13 protein-coding genes are annotated in these 15,550 nt (G+C 54.9%); 9 read left to right on the forward strand and 4 right to left on the reverse strand.

Features of this window, described 5'->3' with window-relative positions; translation table 11 throughout:
- Nucleotides 1-50: 50 nt before the first annotated feature.
- Both Q3O59_RS12245 and Q3O59_RS12250 read left to right on the forward strand, forming a co-directional pair.
- Nucleotides 51-494, forward strand: coding sequence for a type II toxin-antitoxin system RatA family toxin (locus Q3O59_RS12245; RefSeq protein ID WP_305945848.1), 444 nt, complete (start codon nucleotides 51-53; stop codon nucleotides 492-494).
- On the forward strand, nucleotides 487-858 hold the full coding sequence (locus Q3O59_RS12250; protein WP_305945849.1) for an RnfH family protein: 372 nt from the start codon (nucleotides 487-489) through the stop codon (nucleotides 856-858). Before Q3O59_RS12245 ends, Q3O59_RS12250 begins: the two co-directional genes overlap by 8 nt.
- Before the next feature lie 68 nt (nucleotides 859-926).
- On the opposite strand, the gene Q3O59_RS12255 is transcribed toward Q3O59_RS12250, so the two are convergent.
- From Q3O59_RS12255 to nadK, 3 genes are all read right to left on the reverse strand, one after another.
- Complete coding sequence (locus Q3O59_RS12255; protein WP_305945850.1) at nucleotides 927-1,286, reverse strand: outer membrane protein assembly factor BamE; 360 nt, start codon at nucleotides 1,284-1,286, stop codon at nucleotides 927-929.
- Nucleotides 1,287-1,348: 62 nt separating this feature from the next.
- Nucleotides 1,349-3,016, reverse strand: a complete 1,668-nt coding sequence (recN, locus tag Q3O59_RS12260; protein ID WP_305945851.1) for a DNA repair protein RecN — start codon at nucleotides 3,014-3,016, stop codon at nucleotides 1,349-1,351.
- A gap of 110 nt (nucleotides 3,017-3,126) precedes the next feature.
- Nucleotides 3,127-4,008, reverse strand: a complete 882-nt coding sequence (gene nadK / locus Q3O59_RS12265; protein WP_305945852.1) for an NAD(+) kinase — start codon at nucleotides 4,006-4,008, stop codon at nucleotides 3,127-3,129.
- A 140-nt stretch (nucleotides 4,009-4,148) separates the two neighbouring features.
- Between nadK and hrcA the strand changes: the two genes are divergently transcribed.
- The 7 genes from hrcA to Q3O59_RS12300 all read left to right on the forward strand — a co-directional run bounded on the left by hrcA (nucleotide 4,149) and on the right by Q3O59_RS12300 (nucleotide 13,882).
- Entirely contained in the window at nucleotides 4,149-5,162 is a 1,014-nt protein-coding gene (gene hrcA / locus Q3O59_RS12270; RefSeq protein WP_305945853.1) for a heat-inducible transcriptional repressor HrcA, read from the forward strand.
- Between the two features lie 60 nt (nucleotides 5,163-5,222).
- Nucleotides 5,223-5,810, forward strand: a complete 588-nt coding sequence (grpE, locus tag Q3O59_RS12275) for a nucleotide exchange factor GrpE (protein ID WP_305945854.1) — start codon at nucleotides 5,223-5,225, stop codon at nucleotides 5,808-5,810.
- Nucleotides 5,811-5,913: 103 nt separating this feature from the next.
- Entirely contained in the window at nucleotides 5,914-6,849 is a 936-nt protein-coding gene (locus Q3O59_RS12280; RefSeq protein ID WP_305945855.1) for a sugar kinase, read from the forward strand.
- An 80-nt stretch (nucleotides 6,850-6,929) separates the two neighbouring features.
- Nucleotides 6,930-9,746 carry an FAD-binding and (Fe-S)-binding domain-containing protein gene (locus Q3O59_RS12285; RefSeq protein ID WP_305945856.1) on the forward strand — a complete coding sequence of 939 codons (2,817 nt, stop codon included), beginning with the start codon at nucleotides 6,930-6,932 and terminating at the stop codon, nucleotides 9,744-9,746.
- Nucleotides 9,747-9,833: 87 nt separating this feature from the next.
- Complete coding sequence (dnaK, locus tag Q3O59_RS12290; RefSeq protein WP_305945857.1) at nucleotides 9,834-11,741, forward strand: molecular chaperone DnaK; 1,908 nt, start codon at nucleotides 9,834-9,836, stop codon at nucleotides 11,739-11,741.
- 56 nt (nucleotides 11,742-11,797) lie between these two features.
- Nucleotides 11,798-12,931 (forward strand): molecular chaperone DnaJ, encoded by a 1,134-nt coding sequence (gene dnaJ, locus Q3O59_RS12295; protein WP_305945858.1) that lies wholly within the window; start codon nucleotides 11,798-11,800, stop codon nucleotides 12,929-12,931.
- A gap of 135 nt (nucleotides 12,932-13,066) precedes the next feature.
- A complete protein-coding gene (locus Q3O59_RS12300; RefSeq protein WP_305945859.1) occupies nucleotides 13,067-13,882 on the forward strand; it encodes a M48 family metallopeptidase in 816 nt (271 codons plus the stop codon).
- A 7-nt stretch (nucleotides 13,883-13,889) separates the two neighbouring features.
- Here Q3O59_RS12300 and Q3O59_RS12305 read toward each other — a convergent pair whose 3' ends face one another.
- Nucleotides 13,890-15,233 (reverse strand): Na+/H+ antiporter NhaC family protein, encoded by a 1,344-nt coding sequence (locus tag Q3O59_RS12305; protein WP_305945860.1) that lies wholly within the window; start codon nucleotides 15,231-15,233, stop codon nucleotides 13,890-13,892.
- Nucleotides 15,234-15,550: the final 317 nt, after the last annotated feature.

A 15,550-nucleotide genomic window follows, 5' to 3' on the forward strand; every position in this document is an offset into this window, starting at 1 on the left:
GGGCCGAACTTTTCTGTTACAATCTGCCCCTTGTTGTACGAGGAGTGCCTATGCCACAGATAGAGCGCAGTGCCCTAGTGTTTTTCAGTGCACAGCAGATGTTTGAGCTGGTCAATGATGTCAGCCGTTATCCGGAGTTTCTGCCCGGCTGCAAAGCTGCGCGTATTTTACGGCAAAGCGAGGCAGAGATGGAAGCAGAGCTTGAGCTGGGGAAGGCTGGTTTAGGGAAGTCCTTTACTACCTTGAACGAGTTGCAAGCACCGCATCGGATCGGCATGACCCTGGTGAATGGGCCTTTTAAAAAACTGCAAGGCGGCTGGACTTTTACCGAGCTGCAAAGCAATGCCTGCAAAGTGGAACTGAAACTGGAGTTTGAATTTAGCAGTCGCTTGGTGGAACTGGCCTTTGGTAAAATCTTCAAAGAGCTGACCGCAGCCATGGTCAATGCCTTTACCGAGCGGGCACGGCAAATTTACGGAGCCCCTAATGTCTGATGGCATCACCATTGAGGTGGTCTATGCACTGCCGGAAAAACAATCCTTGTTAACGGTGACGGTACCAAGCGACGCCACTGTGGAGCAGGGCATCCGATTGTCCGGCATTTTGGAGCTGTACCCTGAGTTGGATTTAACGAGCCAAAAAGTGGGTATCTGGAGCCGGGCGGTTAAATTGCGCGACCCATTAAAAGCAGGCGACAGAATTGAGCTGTACCGGCCTTTAATCGCCGATCCGAAAGAGTTGCGCCGGAAAAGGGCAGAAAAAGCCAAGCAGGAAGGCCGGGCCAATCAGGTCACCGGAGGGCGGCCTCGCAAAAGCAGCACTGACAGCACTGCCAGCACTGAAAGTGACGCCAGTTAGCACGCCTGCTTAATACCTAAAAAGAAACCGGCGCTATCGCCGGTTTCTAGGTCAGACGGAAGTCTGACTCAGTTGTCGAGTGGGGTGTCGAACTCATCAGAGAGCTCAAAATCACCTTCGACTTTGCTTAAGCGGCCATTATCAAAGTGCACCACCAAAGAGCGCTCCAGATGATTGCCATTGCCGTACTGAATGCCGTAATAATAGTGCCAGATGTTGTCGTCAAAAGTGTTCTGCGCAACCGGATTGCCCAGCACAAAGCGAACCTGCTCTTTGCTCATCTGCACCCGCAATTTATCGATGTCCCGTTGTTCCAGATAATTGCCCTGAGGAATATCAATTCGATAAATCCAGCTGCTGCAAGCTGTTAAAGTTACGACGGTGGCTAAAATCATCAGCCTTTTTACAACTACATGCATACGTTTCATCTTTTAACCCGTGTGATGATGGCTATCATACCTGAAGCAGCCGATAGCGTACAGCCTCTGACTTAAGGGGCACATAAAAGTTCACGGGCATTGGCCAGTGCGCTGGCACTGATGTTTTCTCCGGCCAGCAAACGAGCAATTTCGCCGACCCGCTCTTCATCGCTCAGACTACGAATGCGGGTTTCGGTGGCCTGGCCATCGGTGTACTTTTCGACAAAGAGTTGTTGATGACCTTGACTGGCCACTTGCGGCAAGTGGGTGATACAAATCACCTGGCAGCGCTCACCCAGCTGGCGCAGCAATCGACCGACCCCGGCGGCCACCGGCCCACTGATGCCCACATCGACTTCATCAAAAATCAGCGTCGGGGTGGTGATTTGGTCTGCCAGAATCACCTGCACCGCCAGACTGATGCGGGACAATTCGCCACCGGAAGCCACCTTATGCAGCGGTTGCAGCGGCTGACCCGGGTTGGTGCAGACCAAAAAGTCGATTTTGTCGGCGCCAAGGCCGCTGCCTTTCTCCAGCGGCAGTGAGCTTACCTCAATGGCAAACTGGCCATTGTGCATGCTGAGTTCATGCATGCTGTGGCTGATAAGGCGGCTTAACTCGCGGGCAGCACTTTGGCGCTGCTCCGTAAGCCTGGCGGCACTTTGTTGGTAGTCCTGCTCCGCTTGCTGCAGTTGCAAGGCCAGCTCATCCAACCGGGCATCGTCGCGGCTTAATGCCTGCAATTGCGCACTCAGTTCCTGATGCTGTTGGTACAGCTCGTGTTCGCTGATTTGGTGTTTGCGGCTCAATTGCAACCACTGGCCCATCCGCTCGTCCACCAGCTGCAGTCGTTCGGGATCCAGCTCCAGTTTTTCGCTGTAATGCCGAAGTTCGCGGCTGGCTTCTTCAACCTGAACCAGTGCTTCGGCCAGCATTTGCTGCACCGGAGCCAAACTGCCATCCAGCCCGCTGAGTTGCTCCAGTTGCTGGCAGGTGCTGCTGAGCGCCTGATAAATGGTGGTATCATCGCTGTCGTACAACTGGGCCAGCGCCTGTTGGCTGTCGCACAGCAACTGCTGGCCATGGCTCAGCCGGCTGTGTTCTGACTCCAGCTCGCTAAACTCCTGCTCGCCGGGGGCAAACTGGTCCAGCTCCGCAACCTGATATTCCAGCAATTGCTGCTGAGCTTCCCGCTGCTGCCGGGCATGCTCCAGCTGCTGCTGTTCGCGCTTTAATTGCTGCCAGTGTTGCCAGTGCTGCTTGCATTGCAGTAATGGGGCATTGTCCTGACTGAAAGCATCTAATAGTTGACGCTGGTAATCGGCTTTCAGCAGCAATTGGTGAGCATGTTGGCCATGAATGCTCAGCAGGTGTTGCCCCAATAATTTAAGTTGCTGCGCCGGTACCTGCACACCATTGATGTATCCGCGGGAGCGGCCTTCGCTGCTGATCACCCGGCGAATAATGCATTCCTGACCCATGGCCAAGTCCTGTTGTTCCAGCCAGTGCTGAGCCCCTGGCAACTGACTGACATCAAAGCTAGCGACGATATCGGCTTTGTCGGCACCGGGGCGGACCATGCTGGCTTCGGCGCGCTCACCAAGACAGAGTGCTAAGGCGTCCAGTGCAATCGATTTACCGGCACCGGTTTCGCCAGTGATGCTGGTCATGCCCTGCTGCCAGTCCAGCTCCAGCGCCCGGACAATGGCAAAGTTACTGATGTGAAGATGGGACAGCATGGGGCACCTCGCAAGCAGGTTAAATTTACTGTTTATTTAGACAGTGTAAATCTATACAGTATTCTGGCTTTTTGCAAGTGTCCTGCTGATTATTTTCTGCCCTAGTTGCACTAATACAAGCGGCTGCCCCAACCCAGCTTATTGCGCAGCACGTGGTAGTAGCTGTAACCCGGTGGATGGATCAGGCGCAGCGGGCGGGGGTGTTTGCGGATGAAAATATCATCACCTGGCATCACCGCCAGGATCACATGACTGTCGCAGCTGATTTGCAGGTGAGCATCGTTGCTGTCTGCCAGCTTAAGCTGGATCTCGCTGCTACCCGATACCACCAGAGGTCGGCTGCTCAGGGTATGGGGAAACATGGGAACCAGTGAAATGGCATCCATGTCGGGGGTCAGAATGGGGCCGCCACCCGACAGCGAATAGGCGGTAGAGCCGGTTGGAGTACTGACAATCAGGCCGTCGGAGCGCTGACTAAAGACAAACTGCTGGTTAATGTACGCCTCAAACTCAATCATGTGCGCGACTTTATCGGCGTGCAACACGGCTTCATTGACGGCGCTGTTGCTGCTTTTGATGCTGCCATCCCGGTAGACAGAAATTTCCAGCAGATTGCGCAGCTCGGTCTGGTAGTTGCCCGCCAGCACTTCGGTTAATGGTTGTTCGAAGCCTTCGGGCGAAAGATCGGTTAAAAAGCCGAGATTGCCCCGGTTCACACCAATTACGGCAATGTCGGAACGGGCCAGCACCCTGGCGGCGCCCAGCATATTGCCATCGCCACCTACTACGATCGCCAGGTCGCAGTGCTTGCCAATATCGGCCAGATCCAGCGTACTGGCTTCATCAAGCGCCAGAGTGCGGGCAACTTTTTGTTCCAGATAGACTGTCAGGCCCCGGGCAAGCAAAAAGCGGTAGAGGGCAACCAGCGTCTGGTTGGCACCTTCGTGATTGGGTTTTCCTATCAGGCCAATGGTTTGAAATGCGGATGACATAAGGTAGCTGGTGATCGGCAATGGATGCTGTCAGTATACCCGGAATGATGCAGCGGACAAGAGCCGTTGCTTGAGAACCCTTGGCTTGTTTTTCAAAGATTTGCCCCCAGATAAGCCAGAACGAACAACAGGTAGTGATTATGAATTCCCGTCTTGAGCGCGCTGATCTCATTCTGAAAATGATTGTAGAGCAGTACCTGACCGATGGTCAGCCAGTGTCCTCAAAGTTTATCGCCGCTCAGGAAGGACTGGATGTCAGCCCTGCTACAGTGCGCAATACCATGGTGCAGCTGGAGCAATCCGGTCTGATCCGCTCGCCTCATACTTCAGCGGGTCGTATTCCCACCACCCAGGGCATTCGCGAGTTTTTCAATCGGATGCTGCAGCTGCAGCCGCTCCCCATGCGCTGGTTGCAGCAGGTGCAAAAGCAGTTGCCATTGGAGCTGCCGGTGTCTTTACTGTGCCAGCGTGCCGGCCAGTTGCTGACCAACTTAACCGGTTGTGTCGCCATTATCAGCCCACCCAAGGCCGGTGAGCGGATTATCCGCCAGGTGGATTTAGTGAGGCTGGCCGCCGATAGCCTGCTGTTGGTGGTGATCGATGAGGATGGCGATATTTTGCACCGGGTCTTGCATCACAAAGCTCAGGTGGATAACGCCACCTTAAGCCAGGGCCTGTGCTTGCTGAATGCCGCTTTGTCCGGTGTGCAGTGGCAGGAAGGCATGTCACGGCTGGAAGTTATGGCGCAACGCGAGCAGGGGACCTTGCAGCAACTGGTCAGCCGGGTGCTGGGTCAATTGGGCCTGGATGAAATGCAGCAGCATCAGCCGCTGATCTATGGCCAGCATCAGTTGCTGCTCTCGCCGGAGTATCAGCGCAATCCGGCGCTGCAGCAGGTATTTTCCATGCTGGAAAACCCGACTGGTCTGGTGCGCTTTTTGCAAACCCTCAGTAGCGATGGCCATGTCAAGCTGGTGCTGGGCAAAGAGACCGGCTTTGCCGAGCTTGCCAGTGTCAGTCTTATCGTGCAGCGCTATCAGGCCAGTCCGCATCGTTTTATCGCGCTGCTGGGCCCGAGGCGCATGCCGTATGGCCAATTCGTGCCTTTAATCGAAGCCTGCAGTCGGCAGTTAAATTTAAACTTGAATCCGTAAAATCCATCCCCATATAGCAGACACTAAGCCAAGACGCAGCTATTTTTGGAGATTGAGTGAATGACTGAGCAACAAGCCCCCCAGACCCCGGAAGAGGACGTGCAGGCCCAAACCAGCCCGGAGCAAACCGAGCAAGATACGGTCGAGGTATCCTCCGAGCAAAGCGTGATCGACAAACTGGAAGCAGAAATTGCCCAGCTGCGTAAGCAGGTCGCCGAACAACAGGATGCGATGCTGCGCATCAAAGCCGAGGCGGAAAATACCAAGCGTCGTGCCAGTCAGGATGTGGAGAAAGCCCATAAGTTTGCGCTGGAAAAGTTTGCCAACGATTTGCTGCCGGTGATGGACAATCTGGAACGGGCCCTTGGTTTTATCGACAAAGACAATGAAACCATGAACTCCGTGGCCGAAGGGGTGGAGCTGACGCTTAAAAGCTTCCTCGACACCGTGGGAAAATTCGGCGTACAGCAACTGGATCCACAAGGCCAGCCCTTTAACCCGGAGCAGCACCAGGCGATGTCGATGATGGAAACCGCCGATGTGGCCCCCAACACCGTTACCTTTGTGATGCAAAAAGGCTACGAGCTGAACGGCCGTTTATTGCGCCCGGCCATGGTGGGTGTGTCCAAGGCGCCTGCCAGCGAGTAAACCCCGCTTTTTGTGAATGGAAACCGGCCCTTGCGCCGGTTTTCTTTTGAGCAAAGCTTGCTATGATAACGCTGTCATTCACATTTTTTTGGGCGGGACAGCGATGAAAAATACTCTGGTTATGCTGGGCGAAGCCATGTTGGAGCTCCGCCCGCATCGTGCCGATTTACTGCAACACAGTTTTGCCGGTGATGTGCTCAATACCGCTATTTATTTGCAGCGCAGCTCAAAAGCCAGACTGGATGTGCAGTTCTTTTCTGCTATCGGGACCGATGCACTGAGCGATCAGCTGCTGGCTTTTTTGCAGCACGAGCAGATCGGCACCGAGTTGCTGTATCGGTCGCAGCATGCCCTGCCGGGGCTCTATCTGGTGCAGAATGACGCCGAGGGCGAGCGCAGTTTTCACTACTGGCGGGAAGCGTCGGCCGCCCGAAAGGTTATGCAGTGCTATGCTGCAGAACCCCGCCCCAGCACCCTGGATGGCTGCCGGTTGTTGTATCTGACCGGCATTTCTTTGGCAATGTTATCCCCGGTGGATCGTCAGCAGCTATTTCAGCTGATACGCGCTTTAAAAACGCAAGGCTGTCGGCTGGTGTTTGATGCTAATTACCGTCCCAGCTTGTGGCAAAACAGTGAGGAAGCCGCTACGGCATGTCTGGAGATTTACAGGCTGGCGGATTTGGTGCTCAGTGGCCTGGATGATCAACGGGCATTGTTTGGCCACGATAGTCTGGAGCAAGCCTGCGATTGGCTACAACAGCTGGGTGTGAAAGAAAGCATGCTGAAAGACGGTGCCAATGGCGCTGTTGGCGATTGCGATGGTCAGCGGACCCGGGTTGCAGCCAGCCCGGTCCGCCAGGTGGTCGATACCACGTCGGCAGGGGATGCCTTTAACGGTGGTTATCTTGCTGCGCGCTGGCATGGGCTAAGCGCGCTAGAATCGGCTCGCTATGCGGCCCGGCTGGCCGCTTTTGTGGTTCAGCAGCCCGGGGCCATTGTCAGAGCGGCTGCTTTTGCCAGTTTTGACACCTTACCCTGATTTCGGGAAGGTGGTAGCCGTAGCAAAGGACGCCATAATCTGCTACTTATACCCCTTTGTTGGCAAGATGCTGAGTGGTTATGTCCCTTCCCGCTGAATTCTTAACGGCAGCCAAAGCGCTGATCCCAGCCGAACGCTGGATTGACGATCCGTTGCGCACCCTGGCTTATGGCACCGATGCCAGTTTTTACCGCTTGATCCCGCAGCTAGTGCTCAAGGTAGAGTCCGAAGCTGAGGTGCAGGCGTTACTGCAAATTGCCTCTTGCTACCAAGTGGCAGTGACCTTTCGGGCGGCCGGTACCAGCTTATCCGGCCAGGCCATTACCGACTCAGTATTGCTGCTGCTGGGACGCAACTGGCAACAGCGTGAGGTACTGGCGGATGGCAAAGCCATCCGGCTGCAGCCTGGCGTGATTGGCAGCCATGCCAACCAATTGCTGGCACCACTGGCCCGTAAAATTGGCCCGGATCCGGCCTCCATCAATGCCTGCAAAGTCGGGGGGATTGTGGCCAACAATGCCAGCGGTATGTGCTGTGGTACCAGCCAGAACAGTTATCAGACCTTGGCCGCGATGCGATTGGTGCTGGCCGATGGCACCGTGCTGGATACGGCGGATTCTGACTCAGTGGCTGCATTTCGTCAGCAAAAGGCTGAGTTGTTGCAGCAGCTGAAGCAGTTGTCTGACGCTGCCCGCGCTAATACCTTGTTGGCGGCTAAAATCCGTCACAAATACCGGCTGAAAAACACCACTGGCCTTTCGCTCAACGCGTTGCTGGATTTTGACGATCCCATCGAGATGCTCAGCCATTTAATGGTGGGCTCTGAAGGCACCTTAGGCTTTATTAGTTCAGTGACGCTTAAAACGGTGGAAGAACATCCGCACAAAGCCACGGCTTTGTTGGTGTTTCCCGATGTGCAAAGCTGTTGTCAGGCCGTAACAGTGCTCAAACAGCAGGCGGTCTCTGCGGTGGAATTGCTCGATCGGCGCAGCCTGCGTGCGGTGGAGCAACAAGCGGGTATGCCGGCCTGGGTTGCCGGGCTCTCAGACCATGCCTGTGCCTTATTAATTGAAAGCCGAGCGGAACACGGCGACGTGCTGGAGCAGCAACTGACCGACATCCGGCAGGCACTCAGTCCTTTTGAGCTGGAGCAGCAGGTCGATTTCAGCACCGATGCTAAGGTCTATCAGCAGCTGTGGGCCATTCGCAAAGGCACTTTTCCTGCGGTCGGAGCGGTACGGCCGGTTGGCAGCACCGTCATTATCGAGGATGTGACCTTCCCGTTAGAACGATTGGCCGAAGGGGTGCAACAATTGCTGCAGCTGTTTGAGCGTTATCAGTACCATGAAGCCATTATTTTCGGCCATGCGCTTGAGGGCAATCTGCATTTTGTCTTTACCCAGCGCTTTGATAGCCCTGAGGAAGTAGCGCGCTACGAAGCCTTTATGCGCGATGTCGCCGAGCTGGTGGCGGTGCGCTGTGGCGGCTCATTAAAAGCTGAGCATGGCACTGGCCGCAATATGGCGCCTTTTGTCGCGCTGGAGTGGGGCGAGGATGCTTATCAGTTGATGTGGCAAATCAAGCATTTGCTGGATCCACAAGGCATTTTAAACCCCGATGTGGTGTTAAGCCTGGACCCAGAGATCCATCTGAAGCATTTGAAGCCCTTACCGGAAGCTGATCCTTTAATTGATCGCTGCATCGAGTGCGGTTTTTGTGAGCCGGTCTGCCCATCCAATTCGTTAACGCTGACCCCGCGCCAGCGCATTGTGGTGCAGCGCGAAATCAAGCGGCTTAGCCGTGAAGAACCAACCAGCCCGCGACTGGCGCTGCTGCGCGATGACTACCAGTACCAGGGGGATCAAACTTGTACCGCCTGCGGCTTTTGTGAAAGTGCTTGTCCGGTGGGCATCAATACCGGCGATTTGACCAACCAGCTGCGCAGCCAGGTTGCAAAGCCCAGCAAGCTGGCCATATTTGCTGCCAACCATTTTGCCGGGATGACCCGGCTGGCCCGAATTGGGCTTCGCCTGCAGCAAGCTGGCCGTGCAGTGCTTGGTGTTGACGCGATGCAGCGGCTCAGTAGCGCTTTGCACCGGCTATCGGGAAAACGTTTGCCTGTTTGGTATCCGGCGATGCCAGGCGTCCCAGGCAGTAAAGCGAATCCGGTGGCTGCTGAGCAGCTGACACCTGTGGTGTATTTCGCCGCTTGTGGCAGCCGGGTGATGGGCCCGGCTGCCAGTGACCGTGATCAGCGCTCCTTACAGGCAGTCACTGCCGAGGTACTGGCCAAAGCCGGCTACCGGCTGGTTTACCCAACAGGCATCGAGGCGCTGTGCTGCGGCATGGCGTTTCAATCCAAGGGACAGCTGAAGCTGGCACAGCAAAAAGCCACCGAGGTGGCAGCGGCGCTCAAAGCAGCCAGCAATGACGGTGAACTCGCGATTTATTGCGATACCAGCCCCTGCAGCCTGACCCTGAAACAACAGCTGCCAGCGGATTTGCCGCTCTGGGACAGCGTCGATTTTTTGCACGACAAGGTGTTGCCAAAGTTGGCACTTACACCGCAGCAGCAGCCGGTGGCACTGCATCTGACCTGCAGCGCCGCACGGCTAAAACAACAGGATAAACTCACCGCCCTGGTGCAGGGCTGCACCAGCCAGCCGGTGCAACCGCTGGGCATTCACTGTTGTGGTTTTGCCGGCGATAAAGGCTTGCTGTTGCCTGAGCTCAATGCCTCTGCGCTGCACGGACTGCGCCAGCAAGTGCAGGGCTGCAGTCAGGGGGTGTCTTCCAGTCGCACTTGTGAAATCGGCTTAAGCCAGCACAGCGGCATTGAGTACCGTCATCTGGTGTATTTGCTGGCAGAGCGTCTTAAGACTACCGAAAAAATTTAAATCCCTATCCTTGAATCCTGTGAGGATAATCCCCATAAAGTTGCTAACACGAAATTATCTGTCCTGAATTAGATTTGGAGAGCCGTTATGGGTAGAATTATTGGTATCGACTTGGGTACAACCAACTCTTGTGTTGCTGTATTAGACGGCGACAAGCCACGCGTCATTGAAAACGCCGAAGGCACCCGCACCACCCCTTCCATCATCGCCTACACCGACGATGGCGAGACTCTGGTCGGTCAGCCGGCCAAGCGTCAGGCGGTCACCAACCCAAAAAACACACTGTTTGCCATCAAGCGTCTGATTGGTCGTCGTTTTGAAGACGAAGAAGTGCAGCGCGATGTCAACATCATGCCATTTAGCATTGTCAAAGCCGACAATGGCGATGCCTGGGTGGAAGTGAAAGGCAAAAAAATGGCGGCGCCGCAGATCTCTGCGGAAGTGCTGAAAAAGATGAAGAAAACCGCCGAGGACTTCCTGGGCGAAGCGGTTACCGAAGCCGTTATTACCGTCCCTGCTTACTTTAACGATGCGCAGCGTCAGGCCACCAAAGATGCCGGTCGCATTGCAGGCCTGGATGTAAAACGCATCATCAACGAGCCAACCGCTGCGGCGTTGGCCTACGGCATGGACAAGAAAAAAGGCGACGCCAAAATCGCAGTGTACGATTTAGGTGGCGGTACCTTTGATATTTCCATCATCGAAATCGACGATGTTGATGGCGAGCAAACTTTTGAAGTACTGGCCACCAATGGTGACACGCACTTAGGTGGTGAAGACTTCGATAACCGCTTGATCAACTACCTGGTCGATGAGTTCAAAAAAGAGCAGGGCATTGATCTGCGCAACGATCCATTGGCGATGCAGCGCTTAAAAGAGTCGGCCGAGAAAGCCAAGATTGAGCTGTCTTCTGCCTCTCAGACCGAAGTCAACCTGCCGTACATCACGGCCGATGCTTCCGGTCCTAAGCACCTGAACATCAAGGTCACCCGCGCCAAGCTGGAGTCGCTGGTGGAAGATTTGGTGAAGCGTACGCTGGATCCATTAAAAGTAGCATTGAACGATGCCGACTTGAGCGTTGGCGATATCGACGAAATTATTTTGGTCGGTGGTCAAACCCGGATGCCAAAAGTGCAGCAGGCGGTGACCGAATTCTTCGGCAAAGAGCCACGCAAAGACGTCAACCCGGATGAAGCCGTTGCGGTCGGTGCTGCAGTGCAGGGCGCTGTGCTGTCAGGCGATGTGAAAGATGTCCTGCTGCTGGACGTTACCCCACTGTCGCTGGGTATTGAAACCATGGGCGGCGTGATGACCAGCCTGATTGAGAAAAACACCACCATTCCGACCAAAAAGTCGCAGGTGTTCTCAACGGCAGAAGACAACCAGTCTGCGGTCACCATTCATGTGCTGCAGGGCGAGCGTAAGCGCTCAGCCGACAACAAGTCGCTGGGGCAGTTTAACTTAGAAGGCATCCGTGCTGGTCGTCGTGGCGAGCCGCAAATTGAAGTCACCTTCGATCTGGATGCGGATGGCATCCTGCACGTGTCGGCCAAAGACAAAGACACCGGCAAAGAGCAGAAGATCACCATCAAGTCGTCTTCAGGTCTGAGCGATGACGAAATCCAGGCCATGGTACGCGATGCCGAAGCGCATGCCGAGGAAGACAAAAAGTTCGAAGAGCTGGTGCAAACCCGTAACCAAGCCGATGCATTGGTGCATGGTACCCGCAAGCAGCTGGAAGAAGCTGGCAGCGATTTGGCAACCAACGACAAGGAAGCCATTGAAGCGGCGATCAGTGAGCTGGAAACTGCCATCAAAGGCAACGACAAGGCGGACATCGATGCCAAGTCCGAAGCCCTGATGCAGGCCGCACAGAAACTGATGGAAGCAGCACAGCAAAAAGCTCAGCAAGGCGGTGACGCCGGTGCGACGGATGCGGGTGCGGCTGACGACGTGGTCGATGCCGAGTTCGAAGAAGTCAAAGACGACAAGTAATGTTCCACCCGGGCTGCGCTAAGACGCAGCCCTCTAACATAAGTTAGCCCGTATCTATGTCAAAGCGTGACTATTATGAAGTACTGGGCGTCGAGAAAGGCGCCGATGTCAAAGACATCAAAAAGGCCTACAAACGCCTGGCGATGAAGTATCACCCGGACAGAACCAAAGGCGACAAGGACCTTGAAATCAAATTCAAGGAAATCCAGGAAGCGCATGAAGTTCTGACGGATGAGCAAAAGCGTGCGGCCTACGATCGCTATGGTCACGACGGTGTGGATCCCAGCCGTGGTGCTGGTGGCTTTGGTGGTGGCGCCGACTTCGGCGATATCTTCGGCGATGTGTTTGGCGATATTTTCGGTGGCGGTGGCCGTCGCGGTCAGTCGCGGGCGCAGCGCGGCTCCGATCTGCGTTACAACCTGGAGCTGAGCCTGGAAGATGCTGTCCGTGGCAAATCGGTCGATATCAAGGTGCCGACCTGGGTCACTTGCGACAGCTGCGATGGCAGTGGTGCCAAAAAAGGCACGTCAGCCAAGACCTGCCCAACCTGTCATGGCGCCGGTCAGGTCACGATGCGGCAGGGCTTTTTTGCCGTACAGCAAACCTGCCCGACCTGTCATGGCCGCGGTAAAATTATCCCTGACCCATGCAGCAAATGTCATGGCGAAGGCCGGGTTGAGAAAACCAAAACCCTGTCGGTCAAAATTCCGGCCGGAGTTGATACCGGCGATCGCATTCGTTTAAGCGGCGAAGGCGAAGCGGGCATGCATGGCGCCCCAGCAGGCGATCTCTATGTGCAGGTGCATGTCAAAGAGCACCCAATCTTTGTGCGCGATGGCAACAACCTGTACTGCGATGTGCCGATTAGCTTTGCCACAGCAGCGCTCGGTGGTGAAATTGCGGTACCAACACTGGATGGCCGGGTCAAACTGAAAATCCCAGCCGAGACCCAAACCGATAAGATGTTCCGTCTGCGCGGCAAAGGCGTGCAGTCGGTGCGTGGTGGTGGAGTGGGCGATTTGGTGTGCAAGGTGGTGATTGAAACCCCGGTCAACCTGAGTGAGCAGCAAAAAGAGTGGTTGCGTCAGCTGGACTCCACCATGGCGGGCGAAAGCGAAGCCAAGCATCGGCCTAAGTCGAAAGGCTTTTTCGATGGTGTGAAAAAGTTTTTTGATGATTTGACCAGCTAACTCATTTTTTGTAAGTAACCCTGGTCTAAAACCGCAGCCCTAAACCGCAGCAGTAGCGCTGCGGTTTTTTTATCTTTGGTGTTCCAGCCAGCCTCAGATACAATAAAAGCAGTGATTTATTACAGGGATATCCATATGCGTAAGTTCTTCCTGACCGCCATCGTGGCGGTACTGATTTTAGCGGCTTGTGCTCAGTCACCGACCGGCCGCCGGCAAATTATGTTGTTTAATGAAAGCCAGCTCAGTGGCATGGGGGCTCAGACCTTTGAAGCGATGAAGGAAGAGCTGACCATCTCCGACAACCGTCAAACGCAGCGCTACGTGCAGTGCATTGCCGATGCCTTGCTGAAAGTGACGCCAGAGCAGTACATGGGTAATGAGTGGGAAGTGGTGGTGTTTGCTGATGATCAGGTCAATGCCTTTGCGCTGCCTGGGGGCAAAATCGGCGTCTACACCGGTTTACTAAAAGTTGCCGAGAATCAGCACCAATTGGCGGCGGTGATGGGCCATGAAATCGGCCATGTGATGGCAGGCCATGCCAATGAGCGGCTATCGCGCAGCCAGTTGGTGCAAACCGGTCTGGTGCTGACCGATGCGGCGACCCGTGCGGCCAATGTCCGTTTTCAGCAGGAAATGATGGCAGGCCTGGGCCTGGGCTCACAGGTTGGCCTGTTGCTGCCCTTTAGCCGTGAGCACGAAACCGAAGCCGATATTATTGGCCTGGATTTGATGGCGCAAGCTGGCTTTAACCCGGAGCAAGCGGTTGATTTATGGCGTAATATGGCGGCGGCCAGTGGTGGCCAGCGTAGTCCGGAATTGCTGTCCAGCCACCCGGTACCGGAAAATCGTATTCGCAACTTGCAACAGCGGATGCCGCAAGCGCTTGCGACTTACCAGCAGCGCCGGGCTCAGGGCAACCTGCCGAACTGCGGCAGCCCAGGCCCGCTGTAATGTTGGTTTAATTCTGTAAGTCAGGGCTGGTTGCTGTGATTGGTTTTAACAGCAACCAAAGCAAGGCCACTACTGCCAGCGCCATGCAATAAAAACTGGCACTCACCACCTGCCATGGGCTTAAACCAAAGCTGGCGGCCAGCAGCAGGGCCTGAGCGCCATAAGGCAGCAACCCTTGGCTGATGCAGGCAAAAATATCCAGCAAGCTGGCACTGCGCTTTGGCGTGATGCCATGGTTTTCGGCCAGTTTACGGCTGATATCACCGCTAATCACAATGGCGACGGTGTTGTTGGCGACACAAAGGTTGGTGCCAAACACCAGACTGGCAATACCGAGCTGGCCACTGCGCTCGGCTTTCATCTTCACTTTATCAAAAAAAGCACTGAGTCGTGACGACAACCAGCCAAGACCGCCTTGCTGTTTGATAAACTCCCCCAGCCCGCCAATAAACATCGACAGTAAGAAAATCTCCTGCATCGAGGCAAAGCCACTGGCCATGTCCTGCCCCAGATTACCAAGTGGGTAGTCGCCAAAGAATGCACCTTGCAGCGCCGCGAGGACAATGCCAAGACTAAGCACTGCAAAGACATTCAAGCCTGCTACAGCCAACACCAGGATGGCGGCGTAGGGCAGCACAGCACTCCAGCTAAAGGCTTGCGGATTGATCTCGGCTGGTACACTGCCAAACCAGATGTAGCCAAACAGCACCACAGCAGCTGCTGGCAGGGCCAGCTTCAGGTTTTCACGGAACTTATCTTTCATCCGTGCGCCCTGGGTTCGGGTTGAGGCAATGGTGGTGTCGGAAATAATCGACAGGTTATCACCAAACATAGCGCCGCCCAGCAAGGCGCCCGCCAGCAGCACCGGCGATAAGCCGGTTTGCTCGGCCAGCACCACGGCAATCGGGGCCAGGGCGCCGATGGTGCCCATCGAGGTTCCCATTGCCACTGCAATGAGTGCCGCAATGACAAAAAGGCCAGCAACCAGCAGGGAAGGCGGTACCAAACTCAGACCTGCATTGACCACAGCATCGACGCCGCCGGCAGCCACCGCCACACTGGAAAAAGCACCAGCCAGCAGATAAATCAAACACATGGTCAAAATGGTATTCTGGCCTGCACCGCGGATCAGAGTTTCAACCGCCTGTTGCATCGAGGTGCGGTGCAGCAGCATGGCAATAATCAGTGCTGGTAGTACGGCAATATGGGCCGGCAGTTGATAAAAGGCGTAATCTACCCCCTGGCTTTGGTAATAAAGGCCAGCGCCTAAAAACAGCAGCACAAAACTGGCCAGCGGCAAAAAGGCCAGGACGCCATACTGGCGTGGGGTAACCATCAAATGTTCTGGCATGCATCATCTCCGACCAGTGATTTAAAATGCGCGACTATATAGATGTCCAGACGTCCTGTCAACGGCTGATCAATCTTCCTGTCACTATCCTTTACGGTATTTTCTTTGCGTATTCAATGCTTTTTTAGCTACTGACTGCTCTGATCAGTGGTGATTACTTGCTTTGCGCATGCATGATGCAAATACAGGATGTGTCGGATATTTTTACAACATTGTCAACGTCCAGCTGATAAGACCTCCGATAAGTCGATACGACCTTTGTCTAAAAAATAGGCACGATTTTTGCGATGAGATCTTCGAAGGCGAGTTTAACGCCT

The organism is Alkalimonas delamerensis, from assembly GCF_030717955.1.
Taxonomy (GTDB): Bacteria; Pseudomonadota; Gammaproteobacteria; order Enterobacterales; family Alteromonadaceae; genus Alkalimonas; species Alkalimonas delamerensis.

Bases quoted from the DNA above. Each gene is read 5' to 3' on its own strand.
- dnaK (WP_305945857.1), top strand. From the start codon at position 9,834: ATGGGTAGAATTATTGGTATCGACTTGGGTACAACCAACTCTTGTGTT.
- Q3O59_RS12280 (WP_305945855.1), top strand. From the start codon at position 5,914: ATGAAAAATACTCTGGTTATGCTGGGCGAAGCCATGTTGGAGCTCCGC.
- nadK (WP_305945852.1), bottom strand. From the start codon at position 4,008: ATGTCATCCGCATTTCAAACCATTGGCCTGATAGGAAAACCCAATCAC.
- grpE (WP_305945854.1), top strand. From the start codon at position 5,223: ATGACTGAGCAACAAGCCCCCCAGACCCCGGAAGAGGACGTGCAGGCC.
- dnaJ (WP_305945858.1), top strand. From the start codon at position 11,798: ATGTCAAAGCGTGACTATTATGAAGTACTGGGCGTCGAGAAAGGCGCC.
- Q3O59_RS12245 (WP_305945848.1), top strand. From the start codon at position 51: ATGCCACAGATAGAGCGCAGTGCCCTAGTGTTTTTCAGTGCACAGCAG.
- Q3O59_RS12255 (WP_305945850.1), bottom strand. From the start codon at position 1,286: ATGAAACGTATGCATGTAGTTGTAAAAAGGCTGATGATTTTAGCCACC.
- recN (WP_305945851.1), bottom strand. From the start codon at position 3,016: ATGCTGTCCCATCTTCACATCAGTAACTTTGCCATTGTCCGGGCGCTG.
- Q3O59_RS12300 (WP_305945859.1), top strand. From the start codon at position 13,067: ATGCGTAAGTTCTTCCTGACCGCCATCGTGGCGGTACTGATTTTAGCG.
- Q3O59_RS12285 (WP_305945856.1), top strand. From the start codon at position 6,930: ATGTCCCTTCCCGCTGAATTCTTAACGGCAGCCAAAGCGCTGATCCCA.
- hrcA (WP_305945853.1), top strand. From the start codon at position 4,149: ATGAATTCCCGTCTTGAGCGCGCTGATCTCATTCTGAAAATGATTGTA.
- Q3O59_RS12305 (WP_305945860.1), bottom strand. From the start codon at position 15,233: ATGCCAGAACATTTGATGGTTACCCCACGCCAGTATGGCGTCCTGGCC.
- Q3O59_RS12250 (WP_305945849.1), top strand. From the start codon at position 487: ATGTCTGATGGCATCACCATTGAGGTGGTCTATGCACTGCCGGAAAAA.